The organism is Shewanella benthica KT99 (assembly GCF_000172075.1).
GTDB classification, from domain to species: domain Bacteria; phylum Pseudomonadota; class Gammaproteobacteria; order Enterobacterales; family Shewanellaceae; genus Shewanella; species Shewanella benthica_A.
This window is the reverse complement of record NZ_ABIC01000037.1, coordinates 1-16,213: the sequence shown is the minus strand read 5'-3', so window position 1 is coordinate 16,213 and position 16,213 is coordinate 1. Positions and strand designations below refer to the sequence as shown.

General features: G+C 45.5%; 14 protein-coding genes and 5 pseudogenes. 7 read left to right on the top strand and 12 right to left on the bottom strand.

What is annotated here, in order from left to right:
• The first annotated feature begins 59 nt into the window (after positions 1–59).
• Positions 60–188 (top strand): hypothetical protein, encoded by a 129-nt coding sequence (locus KT99_RS21015; protein ID WP_083804861.1) that lies wholly within the window; start codon positions 60–62, stop codon positions 186–188.
• Between the two features lie 45 nt (positions 189–233).
• Positions 234–479, top strand: a pseudogene (locus KT99_RS15210) (galactose-1-phosphate uridylyltransferase); the annotation flags it as partial.
• 129 nt (positions 480–608) lie between these two features.
• Here the strand turns inward: KT99_RS15210 and KT99_RS15205 are convergent.
• From KT99_RS15205 to KT99_RS15195, 3 genes are all read right to left on the bottom strand, one after another.
• Positions 609–1,349 carry a cytochrome b/b6 domain-containing protein gene (locus KT99_RS15205; protein WP_005501694.1) on the bottom strand — a complete coding sequence of 247 codons (741 nt, stop codon included), beginning with the start codon at positions 1,347–1,349 and terminating at the stop codon, positions 609–611.
• 441 nt (positions 1,350–1,790) lie between these two features.
• Positions 1,791–3,005, bottom strand: a complete 1,215-nt coding sequence (locus KT99_RS15200; protein WP_005501692.1) for an RsmB/NOP family class I SAM-dependent RNA methyltransferase — start codon at positions 3,003–3,005, stop codon at positions 1,791–1,793.
• A 285-nt stretch (positions 3,006–3,290) separates the two neighbouring features.
• The gene (locus KT99_RS15195; RefSeq protein ID WP_040572071.1) at positions 3,291–4,637 is read right to left on the bottom strand and encodes a DEAD/DEAH box helicase; all 1,347 of its coding nucleotides are present in this window, start codon (positions 4,635–4,637) and stop codon (positions 3,291–3,293) included.
• A gap of 315 nt (positions 4,638–4,952) precedes the next feature.
• Here KT99_RS15195 and KT99_RS21765 point away from each other — a divergent pair.
• Positions 4,953–5,069 (top strand): annotated as a pseudogene (locus KT99_RS21765) (helix-turn-helix domain-containing protein); the annotation flags it as partial.
• Positions 5,070–5,187: 118 nt separating this feature from the next.
• Here KT99_RS21765 and KT99_RS15190 read toward each other — a convergent pair.
• Together KT99_RS15190 and KT99_RS15185 are read right to left on the bottom strand one after the other, a co-directional pair.
• Positions 5,188–5,646, bottom strand: coding sequence for a DUF4442 domain-containing protein (locus KT99_RS15190; RefSeq protein WP_005501690.1), 459 nt, complete (start codon positions 5,644–5,646; stop codon positions 5,188–5,190).
• 182 nt (positions 5,647–5,828) lie between these two features.
• Positions 5,829–6,197, bottom strand: coding sequence for a hypothetical protein (locus tag KT99_RS15185; RefSeq protein WP_005501689.1), 369 nt, complete (start codon positions 6,195–6,197; stop codon positions 5,829–5,831).
• A 211-nt stretch (positions 6,198–6,408) separates the two neighbouring features.
• Here KT99_RS15185 and KT99_RS15180 point away from each other — a divergent pair.
• Positions 6,409–7,076: pseudogene (locus KT99_RS15180) on the top strand (MFS transporter); the annotation flags it as partial.
• A pseudogene (locus KT99_RS22350) lies at positions 7,074–7,381 on the top strand (glucan 1,4-alpha-glucosidase); the annotation flags it as partial. The pseudogenes KT99_RS15180 and KT99_RS22350, both read left to right, overlap by 3 nt.
• A gap of 101 nt (positions 7,382–7,482) precedes the next feature.
• On the opposite strand, the gene KT99_RS22995 reads toward KT99_RS22350, so the two are convergent.
• The 5 genes from KT99_RS22995 to KT99_RS15155 form a co-directional block, all read right to left on the bottom strand.
• Positions 7,483–7,851, bottom strand: coding sequence for a hypothetical protein (locus KT99_RS22995; RefSeq protein ID WP_005501685.1), 369 nt, complete (start codon positions 7,849–7,851; stop codon positions 7,483–7,485).
• Between the two features lie 2 nt (positions 7,852–7,853).
• Positions 7,854–8,444: a transporter gene (locus tag KT99_RS22990; RefSeq protein WP_005501684.1), complete on the bottom strand. Its 591-nt coding sequence runs from the start codon at positions 8,442–8,444 to the stop codon at positions 7,854–7,856.
• Positions 8,445–8,622: 178 nt separating this feature from the next.
• On the bottom strand, positions 8,623–9,207 hold the full coding sequence (locus KT99_RS15165; RefSeq protein ID WP_005501683.1) for a hypothetical protein: 585 nt from the start codon (positions 9,205–9,207) through the stop codon (positions 8,623–8,625).
• A complete protein-coding gene (locus KT99_RS15160; RefSeq protein ID WP_040572070.1) occupies positions 9,197–9,565 on the bottom strand; it encodes a hypothetical protein in 369 nt (122 codons plus the stop codon). Before KT99_RS15160 ends, KT99_RS15165 begins: the two co-directional genes overlap by 11 nt.
• Positions 9,566–10,213: 648 nt before the next feature.
• Positions 10,214–11,356 (bottom strand): ribosomal protein uL16 3-hydroxylase, encoded by a 1,143-nt coding sequence (locus KT99_RS15155; RefSeq protein WP_040572069.1) that lies wholly within the window; start codon positions 11,354–11,356, stop codon positions 10,214–10,216.
• 364 nt (positions 11,357–11,720) lie between these two features.
• Here KT99_RS15155 and fusA point away from each other — a divergent pair, with 364 nt between their 5' ends.
• Both fusA and KT99_RS15145 read left to right on the top strand, forming a co-directional pair.
• Positions 11,721–13,814 carry an elongation factor G gene (fusA, locus tag KT99_RS15150; RefSeq protein WP_005501677.1) on the top strand — a complete coding sequence of 698 codons (2,094 nt, stop codon included), beginning with the start codon at positions 11,721–11,723 and terminating at the stop codon, positions 13,812–13,814.
• Positions 13,815–13,965: 151 nt separating this feature from the next.
• Positions 13,966–14,586, top strand: coding sequence for a 3'-5' exonuclease (locus KT99_RS15145; RefSeq protein ID WP_005501676.1), 621 nt, complete (start codon positions 13,966–13,968; stop codon positions 14,584–14,586).
• A gap of 15 nt (positions 14,587–14,601) precedes the next feature.
• Here the strand turns inward: KT99_RS15145 and KT99_RS22345 are convergent.
• A pseudogene (locus tag KT99_RS22345) lies at positions 14,602–14,795 on the bottom strand (substrate-binding domain-containing protein); the annotation flags it as partial.
• Between the two features lie 65 nt (positions 14,796–14,860).
• Positions 14,861–15,574, bottom strand: coding sequence for a DUF3334 family protein (locus KT99_RS15135; RefSeq protein WP_005501674.1), 714 nt, complete (start codon positions 15,572–15,574; stop codon positions 14,861–14,863).
• Positions 15,575–16,213: the final 639 nt, after the last annotated feature.

Here is a 16,213-nt window from a genome sequence, read left to right as displayed (position 1 = left end):
CCTATATAGTATTCTTGATAAACGCCATTTTTCACGCTCATATCAAGATGTAACATACTATGACTAGCTTCGATCCTATTGAACATCCACACCCTAGATTTAACCCAATCACGGGTGATTGGATACTCGTCTCCCCCTATAGAGCTAAGCGTCTTTGGCAAGGCCAGGACGAAGCGGCTGCCGAATGAAGTCAGAAAAAAAGACCATAATTTAACAGCATATCAAGAAAAACATGGCATTTCGCACCATTCGAGCGAGACAGAGAAGGTGAATTGACCGACAGCGATCATTGGCAGTTACACGGCGTATTTTATCCGCCACTGCTACGCTCGGCCACGGTGAAGAAGTTTATGGTGGGTTATGAGATGCTGGCCGAGGCTCAGCGAGATCTGACACCTGAGCAAGCCGCAAGAAGGCTCAGAGATGCCACCGATATTCATTATTTAGACAAGGCCAATGAGATAAAGGATAAGGGATAAGGGATAAGATAGGTAAATCAGTCAGCGGCATAAGTTAACCCTCTGAGCTGGCTGATATTACCACAACATTTTTATCTAGTAGGCCCTGAGATCTAGGTAAGCTACTAGGGCAAAAATTTATATCTAGCCTTATTTATCCAGCGGTGTTCCCACTATTCGTTTCTTTCCCGAAAACATGGCCGAGATTATCCCTGGCTGATGACGTAATTCGGCGATAATCACGCCAGCGATATGCAGCACAATCAATAGCATAAGAAAATAGGCGCTATACAGGTGTACTGTGCCCGCCAGGCTCTTGTAGGGCTTGATCACGGCAAGCTTAGCCTTGTCTACGCCAGTTTTATCGTAAGGCTTAATGCTAGTGGCATCGACGCCTTCGGCAGCAATATATTGAGTCACTGCCGCCCCAAATGGCGGATAATAGATATCCGTACCTGCGCGGATCAATCCCGTCGCCATGATCACAGTCAGTATGAGCATGATGACCAGAACAGCGAGTTTACCCGTGGGATTATGACCTAGGTATTGCGGGTTTTCCCCTGCACGTAAGGCCGTCTGATACTGCTTTATAGCCCCGATCTTTGGTAAGTTGCCAGTAAATTTGGCAAACCGGTTGCCAAAAAAGCCCCACACAAGCCTTATTATCAGGTTTATTGCGAACAAATAGCCGATAACTGTGTGTAGCTCTTTCAGGCCTATCTTGGCTGCTAATCCCGTGATGCCAATTTCACTCTTAAACAACATGATCAAGCCGACAAACATCAGGCTGAGCACCAATAGCAGGTTAATCCAATGAAACACACGTGTGGGTCTGTCCCATACACGGTAGGTTTTGCTCTGACTTGTGTCTTCGGTCATCGATAATGACATAGTGATCCCCCAGATCTTTACAATACGTCTAATTAAATACTGGCTAATAACAGGTATAAAGCCATGTCATCATTTTACGCCTATCTGGAATAAATAGGGTTAAGATTTGTTAATTAAACAAGATGTTATGTCGAATAAATGTGTGCTGCAGCAAGTTTTTGAGCATGAGTTATCTTCGAGTCGTCATTGTGAATCGCAATAGGGGGCCGTATTAGGTATCGGAGGGATAGGTACCAGAGAAATAGGTAAGGGTAGAGAATCAGCTCAGGGAATAAGAATCGAGGAATAATAATTGAGCCTTAAGAAGTGAACAGAGGCGAAAAGTCCACCTCTGTTTCAGTCTGAGTGTCTATTACTCTGAGATGCGTTCAAGCTTAGCCAGATACTTATCCATGTAAATCATATCGAAGCCGAACCTGCAAAGCTGTTAGCTATCACTGTTTACTCAGAAATACGTTCTAACTTAGCCAAATAGAAGCCATCGAATCCAGAATCAGCCACGCTGATGTTCTCGTCTTCGATAAGCTTGAAATGCTCATTTTCAGCCAGGAAGGCATCAATCTGATCACGGTTCTCTTCGGGCATGATAGAGCAAGTGGCGTAGATTAAAATGCCACCCACTTTCACCATACGGCTATAACTCTGGAGGATATGTTTCTGTAGCTCGACCAAGACGGGTAAACGCTCAGGGGTGTCACGCCACTTGGCATCAGGGTTACGTTTAAGTACCCCAAGACCTGAACATGGCACATCTAGCAGCACACGATCGGCGCTGAGCTTAAGACGCTTGATGGTCTTAGAGCTGGCAATGATGCGGGTCTCTACATTATGTGCGTTGGCGCGGCGAGCGCGTTGTTTCAAACTGTCGAGTTTCCACTGCTCGACATCCATGGCCAGTAAACGTCCCTTGCCCTGCATCTGAGCCGCGATGGACAAGGTCTTCCCACCAGCACCGGCACAGGCATCGATAACCCGCATACCCGGCTTAGCATCTACCGCCGCTGCCACCAGTTGTGAGCCGGCATCTTGTTGCTCGAACCAACCCTTCTTGAAACTCTCGGTGCGAAACAGTGCCGAATCGGAAGTGACTTCCAGTGCAGTATCTACGCCCTCGACCTCTTTCGTTTGAACTTGCTCATTTCTCAGCTTCTTGCCTAAGTCTTCACGAGTACACTTGAGAAGGTTCACTCGTAAATAACGCTTAGGTTGCGTACTTAGCGCCGCTCTTTCTCTCGCCCAAGCATCGCCAAGCTGGGCCTGACCCATGGTATCTAACCATTCAGGACAACCGTCCCATAACGCTGGCTGAGCCTTGGCTTTCTCCAAACGGTCAAAATATTCTCTCTCATCCACCTGTAATGCATATTGCATCTTAGGCAGTTCGAGTTCATGGAACATGTGCCATACGTTGAGTAAGCGAGTACCCATACGTGACATCTCTTCAGATTTCACATCGGAAAGATAACAGTAAAGGTTTAATTTACGTAGGATATCTCCGGCGACCACAGTGATACGAGCCTGCTCAGACGGCGCTAATTGTAAGCCCGAGAAATGATGAGAGTAGGCTCTGTCTAAGGGTTTTCCTTCAGATAAAACCATATCTAACACATTGATGACTAATTCGGTCGAGCTGGGAGAAAGTGGTGAGTTAAGCATGAAATCGCCTGCAGTGGATGCCTGAAAATCAAGACTGAAATAAAAACGTGTGGATCATAGGAGTTAAGCCATCAATACGCAAGTAAAGACTGACTCAGTGCTCAGTATTTTTGACCATCTAGCCCACATGGCCACACTTCCTGTGCTTGTCATGGCCAAAACCAAAAAAGGCGGGTGAATTCACTCGCCTTTTCTGTTTTATTTGAGGTTTCATTCGAGCTTTTATTCGAAAAAATCTCGATGAGGTTTAGCGTTGACTAACTGGATTCTGGGTATGGGTATGGGTTATCGGCCCCATGGATTAAGCGGCAACTTGTTATCGGCTGAGCTCTCTTTTTTGTCAGTTTGTTTAGGTGTCGATGACCTGCCTGAGCTGTGAGTCGACGCGCTGGATTTCGATGCCGCGCGCTTATCTTTTGGCTTAGGCCTGCTATCCTTTGAATCATCTCTAGCCGGCTTATTCTTAGGCACGAAATTCAACACTGAGACAGGTACTTCTTTACGTGGTTCGAACCCTGCAACCACTTTTCTCTCGATCAAGTGATCGAGACGCTTTTCAATCATGCACAGATTCTTGAAATCATCTTTAGACACCAGAGATATCGCCTCACCGGCGGCGCCCGCGCGTGCGGTACGACCGATACGATGCACGTACTCATCGGCAGGATATGGCAAGTCATAGTTGATCACTAACGGCAGCTCATCGATATCTATGCCTCGAGCGGAGATCCCGGTAGAGATAAGAAACTGTATCTTACCCGACTTGAAATCCGCCAAGATCTGCTCTCGAATGGCCTGAGCACGACCACTGTGGATGCACTCGGCTTGAATGCCCCGTTTCTCAAGCTGAGTCACGAGCTTAGCCGCGCCGTGTTTAGTCTCAATAAAAATAAGCGCCTGCTGCCAGCGGTTCTCTTTGATCAGATGACTCAATAACGCCGACTTCTTATCTTTATCCACCGTCACTAACCACTGGTCAATATTGGGCTTACCTTCACTTTTCTTAGTGACAGAGAGCTGAATGGCATTAGGAATGGTCTCTTTGGCAAGCTCCCTGACCTGACGCGATAGGGTCGCCGAGAACAAGAGATTTTGCCTGTCTACCGGCAAGGTATCTATGATCTTAGTGATATCTTCGATAAAGCCCATATCCAGCATTCTGTCGGCTTCATCGAGCACCAACATTTCGATTTCATCGAAATGAATGGATCTTTGGGTATACAAATCCCTCAAGCGACCCGGAGTGGCAACGACTATGTCTATGCCTTCTATCAAAGCCTGTTTCTGCGGCTCGTAATCGACGCCGCCATATACCGCCAGCGCCTTAAGGTTAAGGTACTTGCCATAAGCTTCTATGCTGTTGCAGACCTGAACCGCGAGCTCCCTGGTGGGAGTGAGAATAAGTGCACGAACACGTTTCTTACGTTGGGTCTCCCCTCTTGCCAACATCTCAAGCATAGGCAACACAAACGTGGCTGTCTTACCGCTGCCCGTCTGAGCTGCCGCGATCAAGTTCTTGCCTTTTAGGGCCAACGGGATAGCTTCGGCTTGGATCGGCGTTGGCGATGAATAACCTAGCTCGGCTAGGGATGTTAAAATCGGATCGCTTAATCCAAGATTAGAAAATGACATTTTGGCTCTCAACATAATAACGAATAAATAACTGTTTAAGCCTTAGATCACATTAGCTAACGCAAGGCGCTTAGTATGCAACACTCAGCATAAAGCACTCGACTCAATAGGAAAAATGCGGCAAAACAGAGAAGTGCGCTCATTATAACAGGGCCGGGCCGATAACTCGAAGCGCCATCGGCGTAAAACGACCAATCTCCCCTTAAATTTCAGCATCTGTCTAGACCAGTCCAGCAGCGCCGAGTTTCATGGTGACACTCGGCTTATGTTCAATAATACGATCCCGTCCGGCCAAAAATCCATACACACTGCACAGATTCGGTACCAAGGGTAGCTGAAGATTTGGGCTATGAGTCGGTCAGCGCCTTCATCACTTTTTTCAAGAAGACCTTAGGCCGGCCGCCAAAACAATATATCCATGGCAATACATAACCAATGTTAAGTGTTAAATCAGATCAGAAAATGAAAAAAGGTACTTGAAGCCTGAAACCTCAAGTACCTTCATTTACTCTTGATAAGCGAGTGCTTAAACACAGTGAAAATAAGCCTGTCACGCCTTGAGCGGCTTGCTCTTCACGTAGAGAGTCTTGTTCACTCTGGCTATCACCTCACCCATTTCATCTTTTATCTCTAAGGTGAATGTAGGAAAATACTTGTCACCCCCTTGAGTGCCTTGCTTGATCTCCTCTATATCGTTAGCTGAAATACTGATGACACAGGTGACTGTCTTCTTCGTCGCCTTCAAGAATTCGATATCGGCCGCCTTGTCCCAGATAAAGTAATCTCTGCCCAGCAGCTGCATCAATAGCAACATCAGGTGTGGGTCGACCATGGAATAGAGACTGCCACCAAAGTGCGTATTCACGGCGTTGCGATTGTACCAGCGCACCGACATGGCAACATGAAGTTGCCGCCAATCTTGGCTCAAGTGGGTGATCTTTATCCCCGCTCCTATGTAAGGTGGATAGAGATTCAATAATCGTTTCATAGACTTGGGGCTGAGTTTCATTTAGCTCCTATTTACCCCGCTCTAGAGATAAGTTTCTGTTTAAACCTCAAGCTAGAGTATTTAATCTAGTGAATATTTTCAACTAGGCTTCACTGAGACGAGTGACAAGGAGGGAGCGATGAACATCGCCTCAATGTGGCCAAGACACACTCTAAATCAACGTCGATAACCATTAAGACAGGTTATTGTGAACCTGTCTTAATGCCATAGGCCGTTGCACTCACTAAGATACATTGCACCGAATAACCAAACTCGACCCATAATTTATCGTCAATTGAGATATCAGCCAGTAGTGCAGTTCCTTCAATCTTGGATTTAGCATCTTCGATTGCCCTATGAGTCGAAGCAGATTCATCAAAAGGGATCAGATACAAAATGGCAGTTTGACAGCTTTTACCTTCAACCTTGCCAAGCTTAACCAAAGCAACCCCAGTCCCCCTGTTAGCCTCTGCGCCATCATAAGTCTGAGTGACAAATGAACCATGATTAGCTGAGTTACATCCGCTCAAAAGTACCAATATAGTCAATATAAGAAAGTTAAATAATTTCAATGATTGGTCCCTACAGAAAACACCAGCCAGGTTAACCTAACCTTGACTTAGTGTTAATAAATATGATGAATACGTATGCATTTCATTGTATCAAATTCGTGCCCGAGGGTACTATGCCAATGTGTTACATTTTAGATCATGCTTGTGACATTTGAATAATCTATATAGCAATAATAACAATAATAACAATAATATTAAGGTAAACGATAGTATGTCTGAGCCCGTACACCCTAGCAATCAGGCCACGCATGGCCGCCGTAAACCAGAGCTCAGCTTCTGGCAGATTTTCAACATGTGTTGCGGTTTTATGGGGATCCAATTTGGCTTCGCATTGAAAATGCCAATGTCAGCCGAATTTTTCAGACGCTGGGATCCTCAATCGATGAGATCCCCATTCTCTGGATAGCCGCGCCGCTCACCGGCCTCTTGGTACAACCTATTATCGGCTATATGAGTGATAACACCTGGGGAAAACTAGGACGACGCCGACCTTACTTTCTCATCGGCGCCATCCTGACCACCTTAGCTATCTTCATCATGCCTAACTCGCCTACTTTATGGATTGCCGCTGGCATGCTGTGGATCATGGACGCTTCGATCAATATCGCCATGGAACCCTTCAGGGTATTTGTCGGCGGTAACTAGCCCTAACGTCAGCGTCCCCTCGGCTATGCCATGCAAAGCTTTTTTATCGGTATTGGTGCCGTTATCGCCTCGGCTTTACCTTACATACTGACCAAGTATTTTGACGTGGCCAATACGGCGCCTGCGGGTGAAATAGCCGACTCGGTGCGTTATGCCTTCTATTTTGGTGGGGCCGTACTCTTGTTAGCCGTGGGCTGGACTGTCATCTCTACGAAAGAGTATTCACCCGAAGAGCGTGGCCACTATGAGCTGGCACTTGCCATCGAAAATAATGAGCTAACCGATAAACGCCGTAGGGAGCTGATCGATACTTAGGTTCAGGGAATGGAGAGTTTGCCAACCAAGGGCTGATGTTGCCGGAGCAGGTGTGGGACAGCGTAGGCGACCCTAGCCGATATCGCTATCGACATGACCAAGGGACCAACTCGGCCACCCCGCTCGCCTGGACCCACGCAGAATACGTCAAGCTGGTACGTTCCCTAACGGATAAAAGAGTCTGGGATCATTACCCTGTGGTGGATGCTAAGTTGAGAGATTAGCGGTTCAATAGTTCACTATAGCGTCTCAATAAAAATGCCGGCATCTTTGCTGGCATTCTTGTCATTGTTTCTTTCGATATTAAACTGGAACCAAACAAGCCTTAAAAATTGTACAACCAAAATGCACCAAATGAATCGAAGTCATTACCCACTCGAGTCAGTACCCCTTTGCTGTAATTTAGTTTGATGCTATGGTGCCTGCTCAAAGGGATTGAGTAAGTTAACCCAAATCGAGAGTTCTCCTGATAGTCATTGAACTCAATATTTCCTTTAGTTGTCTCGCCACCAAAAAAATAATTCGAATTAATGGAGAGCCAGTGTCCAGGGCCGATGGAATAGATGAGGTGTCCCTGCAATGTGTACTGAGGCTCTTGCTGTAAACTCACCTCATTGAAATACTCATCGTTGTCAGCATATATTCTCGCGGAGGCGATAAGGTTGTAATACCAGCGACCCAGTTTCTGAGACATGCCTATTCCCGGACGAAAACCCACCGATTAGTACCGGCATTGAGCAAGCGCTTTTCATCATAACGGCCTATAGGCACAGTCACTTGCAAGCTGGTACCAATCACGACACCTTGATCCCAAGATGCAAACTCTTTAGGTGATAACGCCGGGGCGCCGAAAAAGTTCCAGGTGAGCCTGATACTTGGATCGGTATAACCACATCTGTCTGCTGTGATGGTTTCCCCCGCTAATATGGCGCTACCATCGAAGCAGACTCGCGATACCCCTATATCTATTTTAGATGAACGCCCCCCCAGAGAGAAAGAATGGGCATATCCGCTGACGGCAGCATCGATATTAAGCTGTACATTTTCGACAGGTGCACCCGGAGAGGGTGACACTTCCCCCTGAGAATGGGCGTACCCCAACAGCATAAAATTCATTCCAATGGGAATATTGGTGTAACTTCTGGGTTCGAGATCTTGCGCCTGGGCACCAGTAACACACTGAGCTAAGCATACAGTTAACAGCAACACACCTCTGGTTCTCAAAAAGGAAAAAGAACGTGTGATAGATAGATTTTGGTAAATATGCTCAGGAGCAATAAACGACATCGATTGGCTATCCGGCAGAAAAATGGTAAATAACGACACGGAATTAAAACTTAGGCGCAACATACCCGATACAAACCAAACTAACCATTATGGCCGACAAATCAAGTTAAATTAGAAAAAGACGAATAAATTCAGTAATAAAAGACAGGGATTAACGAGAATCAATCTCCAGAGGGGTTTACTCCACCCCTGTGATTTCATAAACCTTAGGCTGTTCGCCTATATTGAGCCGCACAGAATCATCAAGATACTTGCCCATGAGTAACTGTCCTAGGGGAGATGATGGAGTGATGACGGTGATCATCAGCTGCTCTTTGTTTGAATTTTTATGACACACGGCCGCTAAATCAATATCTGTATTCTTGTCGGTTTCGAGGTCAATATTCTTGTCAATTTCGAGGGAAATTTTCATGCCCGGTGCGCCGGGGCCGATGAAATAGGTGTTTTCTATTCCAAGCTCGTCTTCGAGGCTCACCAAGGCAGATAAGTCTATAGCGGAATCATCTAAGAAACAGGCTAAGTTCAATGACCTATAGCCCGATAACTCAACTTCACATTCTGCGACTCGTTGAGCCTGCCCATGGGCCAAGTATGAGGCTTCGAGACCGAAGGTCTCATACTTACTCTTGGCCACGGTTTCGCTGTGTGTGGCTGTTTCGTGGGCCTGTTTTGCCGCAGACATGGCTGCCTGCTTGGCAAGCTCAAGCCCCGAAATAATCCTATCAACGATTAACCGCTTATCAAATGTGGTGTTAGTCGCCATTAATGATGCCGATCAGACGCTTGATGAATCGCTTAACCGCAGCTTCATCTTCAAATTTAAACGCCAAACCATAATGAATACCGTTGAGGCTCTTCTGTACCCGCTTAGGGAAACGTGTCATCTCATTATTATGAAAATAACCCTGTTTATGTTTTACCCCCTCGAGCCCACTGAGATCGGCAAGAAATACCTCATAAGCGGGCCTGATGACCAGTTGACAGTCACGGGCCGAGCCATGCAGATACACAGGCTCCTTGAGCTGAGGCAACATATACTCGGTGATCTTCTTGATGGTGAAGTTGGTGCGGCACTCTAACGAGCTTAAAACTGACATGATTACGCTGTGTTCAATCGCCAAAGCTGGCTCTCCTTCGATGAGATATTACGACAATGTCTCTGTGATCAAACCAAAAGACGAATAATACCATTCCGAGTAAGTATCTGATCATTCAGCGGGAGTTCAAAGCGCTGTAGGCAAGGTCTATATTTACTCCTGCAATATAGACATTCACCACATCCATGTGGCTTGCGAATGTTTGAAGCTAATAGTTACTCTCGGCAACAGGCTCCTGCGTTGCTCTCGATAATTGCTCCTGCATTATTCTACCTTCACCCGTCCATGGGCTCGTACCTCCTGCATCTGACCTCCATGGTCTTAAGCGTTCCATACGCTTTAAAGACATTTCCCATATCCCTATGGGTCAGGGAAATGTCTTATTTTGTATGGAACAAAATAGACCATGCAGTCGTATATCGAGAACATTCAACGTAGCATAAAGGGCTTTGCCCTTTGCTTTAAACATCAGCCGCACTACGTGAGGCTCTCAGTGTTTCCACTTCTGCGTTTCATTGACTTAAAAGGGAATAACCATTTCCTCATCAATGTGCCTTGAATTGAAAAAACTGAGAGTCTCTGAACTGACCAGATACTTATATGGAATGATATAATATAAATACTCTAACAAAAATGGAGCCTTATGGCTCCATTTTATGCTGTTTCAACTGCCTAACTCTCCTGAAAATACCAGAAACCGACATTGACCCAGGTAGTTAACATGTCGAGGAAGTCTGCATCATTAAGCCAGGGCTCGAGCATCTCAGGGGTAAGAATTTGATGATCGCAGAGCATCATTATGATGGTCATTAGTCTGGACGGCATAGAGATTTGCTCACCATTGAGATAGAAGATCCCCTGCCCAACTGTATGCTCAAAATAGAGACAGCGTAGCCCCCCTAACCGTGTGAGCGCTTGATTGCCGAGGAGCTCAACAATATCTGTAGGCTGAAATCCTAACTCTTCATCGACAAGGTCCAATTCACACTTAGATTGAGTCAGATAACGGCCAGAAAACTCACTAATAAGTTGATCATCGAGAGTATCGAGTAATTGCGCCTTGATACGGGCCAGATCGGCATCACTTATCTTGCCGCTTTGCCTGGCAAGGGGACGACCCGGATCGGCTATCTGCTCACAGCCTAAATCATTATCGATAAGATGATCCGCTAATGCACTGACCATATCTTTAGCTGATGCGGTGCGATATCCGACAGAGAAGCTCATGGACGCTTCCAGTGCCACCCCGTCGTGAGGAAAACCTGGTGGCAGATATAAGATATCACCGGGCAATAACTCGACATCTATAATGGCCTCAAAGGCTTCGGTATGTAATAAAGCTGGATGAGCTGCGAACTCCTTGTGGGGCCCTCTGTCGCCAACCCGCCAACGACGACGACCAGAGCCCTGGCAGATAAATACATCATATAGGTCAATATGTGGACCAACACCGCCGCCGGGGGTCGCGTAGCTGACCATCACATCGTCTAAACGCCAACGAGGAATAAAATCGAAACACTGAATCAATTCATCAGCTTTTGGCACCCAATTATTTAGTGCTTGAACCACCAGAGTCCAGTCCGACTCACCCAGATGCTCATAACTATCGAATGGCCCAAACTCTGCCTGCCATTCGCCCTCTGTTTTATAGATACGACGAGACTCGACCATATCGTCACAGGCAAGACCCGCCATATCTTCTGGCGTGAGTAAGTCTTCAAAATTTTTGAATCCTTGTCGAATAACCAGAGGTTTCTTCTGCCAATAATCTCTAAGGAAGGTTTCCGGTGTAAGTTCACCTAAGTGCAGATGCATAGTAATAAAGCCATGAAAAATTTGCGCGATACTAGCAACAAATATTGCCATAAACGCTCGATAAGATCATAAAAAAGGAGGCTTTAAACAGATAATTGCGACTAACAGATGAAATAGTACTGAACTAAGCTCACATTTAATAAAAGTGATATAAGTAAAAATAGGCTTGCACAATTCTAACCTGTCAGTGACATCACTCAGTCATAGCAAGCCATACAGACCAGAATCTCTTAGTTAGAATGCGTATTTAATTGGCTTATTTAAGCGAAAGTAGCGGTTTTCAATAAAAATCTATAAAGATATTCTCAAAGTGTTGATATACTTCCCCCCGAATTTTAGAACGTAACTCCAATAGAGTAGAAAAATGACTGATTTATCAAAGTACAGAAACATTGGTATCTTCGCTCATGTTGACGCGGGTAAGACCACCACAACAGAGCGTATCCTAAAGCTTACCGGTAAAATCCATAAGATCGGTGAAGTTCATGATGGCGAATCAACAACTGATTTCATGGAACAGGAAGCTGAGCGTGGTATTACCATTCAGGCTGCTGCTGTAAGTTGTTTTTGGAAAGGTCACCGTTTTAACGTTATCGACACCCCTGGCCACGTTGACTTCACAGTAGAAGTTTATCGTTCTCTTAAGGTCCTTGATGGCGGTATCGGCGTATTCTGTGGTTCTGGTGGTGTTGAACCTCAGTCAGAAACTAACTGGCGTTATGCGAACGAATCAGCAGTTGCACGTATCATCTTCGTCAACAAGTTGGACCGTATGGGCGCTGACTTCCTAAATGTCGTCAAGCAAACTAAAGATGTACTGGGTGCTAACCCGATCGTCATGGTACTTCCTATCGGTATCGAAGATGAGTTCTGTGGTCTGGTTGACCTGCTGACTCGTAAGGCTTGGATATGGGATGAAACAGGCGAAGCTGAAAACTACTCAATCCAAGATATCCCAGCGGATATGCATGATCTGGTTGAAGAGTACCGTGAGATACTCGTCGAGACTGCCCTAGAGCAGGATGACGATTTGCTAGAAGCCTACATGGAAGGCGAAGAGATATCTATCGAAGACATCAAGCGTTGTGTTCGTTTAGGTACTCGTAACTTAGATTTCTTCCCAACATACTGTGGCTCAGCATTTAAGAACAAGGGCATCCAGCTCCTTCTTGACGCCGTTGTTGATTACTTACCAGCGCCACAAGAAGTTGATCCACAGCCGCTTACCGACGAAGAAGGCGAGCCAAATGGTGAATTCGCTATCGTTGATGCAGAATTGCCATTTAAAGCGCTTGCATTCAAGATCATGGATGACCGTTTTGGTGCCCTGACCTTCGTACGTATCTACTCGGGTCGCATCAGCAAGGGTGACACCATCCTTAACTCGTTCACAGGTAAGACTGAGCGTGTTGGCCGTATGGTTGAGATGCAAGCAAACGAGCGTACTGAATTGTCGACTGCACAAGCGGGCGACATCATCGCTATCGTAGGCATGAAGAATGTTCAGACTGGTCACACATTATGTGATCCTAAGCACCCTTGTACACTAGAAGCCATGGTATTCCCAGAGCCAGTTATCTCAATCGCTGTTAAACCGAAAGACAAAGGTGGTTCAGAGAAGATGGGTATCGCTATCGGTAAGATGATTGCTGAAGATCCAACTTTCCGCGTTGAAACTGACGAAGATTCAGGCGAAACCATCCTTAGAGGCATGGGCGAACTTCACCTAGACATTAAGGTTGATATCCTTAAGCGTACCTACGGTGTTGAGCTAATCGTCGGTGAGCCACAGGTTGCATACCGTGAGACTATCACTCAGGTTGTTGAAGATAGCTACACCCACAAGAAGCAGTCTGGTGGTTCTGGTCAGTTCGGTAGGATCGACTACGTTATCCGTCCGGGCGAAGCAAACACAGGCTTTACCTTCACCTCTAAAGTTGTTGGTGGTAACGTTCCTAAGGAATTCTGGCCAGCCGTTGAGAAAGGCTTCAAGAGCTTGATGGGTACCGGTACTATCGCTGGTTTCCCTGTGCTTGACGTTGAGTTTGAACTTCGTGATGGTGCTTTCCATGCAGTTGACTCGTCAGCTATCGCCTTCGAAATCGCTGCTAAAGGCGCATTCCGTCAGTCAATTCCAAAGGCAGATCCTAAGCTTCTTGAGCCAATCATGGCTGTTGACGTGTTTACTCCAGATGACCATGTTGGTGATGTTATTGGTGACCTTAACCGTCGTCGCGGCATGATCAAAGATCAGATGGCGGGTGTTACTGGCGTTCGTATCAAGGCTGACGTAGCGTTATCTGAAATGTTTGGTTACATCAGTACACTACGTACTATGACATCGGGCCGTGGTCAGTTCTCTATGGAGTTCTCTCACTACAGTCAATGTCCAAACAACATTTCTGAGAAAGTTATCGCTGATGTTAAAGAAAGAAAAGCAGCTGAAGCTAAGAAGTAATTTTACTTCTTAGGTTTACGCTCTAAAAAGCCCGCGACTCATAGTGAGTCGCGGGCTTTTTAGTTTAGAACACGTATGTACATTTATATCGGTGTCATAGAGCGTTATTTTCTGTATTCCTTTGATAAAATTAAAGTAAGGTTCTATACCCATGACCACTCCAGCAGCCGACTCAGTCATCATCCTCGATTTCGAGACCACTGGCCTCTCCCCTAACCAAGGCGATAGAGCCATAGAGATTGGCGCAGTCAGAATACAAGATGGCATAGTCGTCGATACGTTTCAGGAATTGATGAATCCAGGCTTTCGTGTCAGTGGCTTCATTGCAGGTTACACAGGTATTTCAAACGCTATGTTGGCCAATGCTGCCCCATGTGAAGAGGTGATGGCACGCTTCGCCGACTTTATCGGCAATCATAACCTAGTGGCACATAATGCCTCCTTCGATCAGCGCTTCTTAGATGCCGAACTCGATGCGATTAACTTAAGCTATGGCGGGGAATTTGCCTGCTCCATGTTGATAGCACGTCGTTTATATCAAGACGCCCCCAATCATAAACTCGGTGGCCTGGTTGAATATAAACAGATTGAAAATGATGGTGTATTTCACCGGGCATTGGCCGATTCAGAGATGACAGCTAAACTTTGGTTATTGATGCTTGATGATATGCGCAACGAACATAGCATCCTAGCACCGAGTTTTACCTTGATGCAGGACTTGGCTCGAAAACCTAAGGCTCAGGTCAATCGCTTCTTAAATATGGTCAAATAAACTCATGAGTTTAGCTTAATGCCCAAAGGCCGTCGTCGACTCTCTGACAATTAAGCTGGTTGGGATCCCGCTGGGCTTTGACTGCTCCACCTCTAACCAACTTGAGTACACTGTCAACCATGATTTCACCGGCAAGTTTAGTGTTTTGTTTGACGCTAGTCAGCGGAGCTGGCGCCGGGTATATCATCAGCAGCAACAATTGATACTTGCTGCTGAGCCGTGACTCTGGTTATTGACCCCAACATAAAGAGAAAAAATGGATTGATTAGTGAGTCTAAAGTCCTAGCTCATTGAGCAGATCATCTGCCTCGTCAGCAATTGTCTTATCCATGACCTGAGCTAAAGGAGAGGTCTTGGCCTTGAACTTATTACCCTTGTGATTTTGCCCATGCTCAGCCAGAAGATCATCGGGATTAAACTCCTCTTCGGCATCGAAATCCTTAAGCTTAATAAACTCAGTCTTGTCCATGGCAAACTCAAGATAAAATATATGATTATTTTGCGTACGGAATGACACTCTTCGCGCCACGGCCTCATCTAAATTAGTATCGATAGAGATGGTTAGCTCTTTATTAATGGTCAGCATTTTTGGCTGACTCTGGTTAATAGAAGTCTGAAGTTGTTTATTCACCTTACTGATAAAGTCGCCCAATATCTGGTTCATTAACTCACTCAATACATCACCGACTTCATCGGATGTGTGAGAAAAAGCCAGCTCAGATTCCGGCATGCCCATCTGTTTCATGTAAGAGCGATAGATCTCGATGGCAGCAGGGGCCGAGAAATTAATCACCACTAATCCCGAGAAGCCCCCATCGAAAATAGAGAAACAACTGAGGTCGGGTTTGAGGCAAGTGCGGGTAATACTCTGCACCATAGCAGCATGTGTCACTTGGCTTGCAGTGGTACTGGATAAGACATGGGAAACAGAGTTACAGAGCTTAAGTAAAATGTCATCGGATGTGATGACAAGGGGTGTTGTAGTCATGAGGCCAACCCAAAAAGAATAATCATTAATTTTGCGCCCAATCGACAAAAAAATCAAAGTGAAAACAATAAATTAACAGATGTAATCTAAAACACCCTACGAATTTATGATTAAGCTATTGAATCAATAATTTTTTTGTAAAGAGATTAACAATAACGAGAAAAATAGATAAAGCCATCCTATCATTTTGCCAACATGTCAAATAAGTACTCATAAAGTTCACCCTTTAACACGATACCTATGAGTAGAATCGGTGAGATAGCTCGACAAGCCATAAGTTCAGATACTGGACAAACATTAAGCTCAATCAAGGTCTACACACCTATACTTATTCAATAAGGGAGCTGTTAGCGACCTTATTGAACAAGCTAATCCTAGTGATTTAGCATAACTAAGCGCAGCCCAGTTTTGCAAAAAACTGCAGCCGATAACTATGTTAAGCTACTGACTCTAATTCAAAAATATTAGGTAATGGATAATCATGGCGCGGATGACGTTAGCAGTTCATTCTCAAGTCTATAGCATACATAGCTTCAGCCCCGATGCGCCTATAGCCCCAGTAATTTTTCAGCAAGAGATGTTTTTTGTGGGAAAAACCAAGGATGAGCTATCCGTTGTAGTGCCTACACATGTGACGCT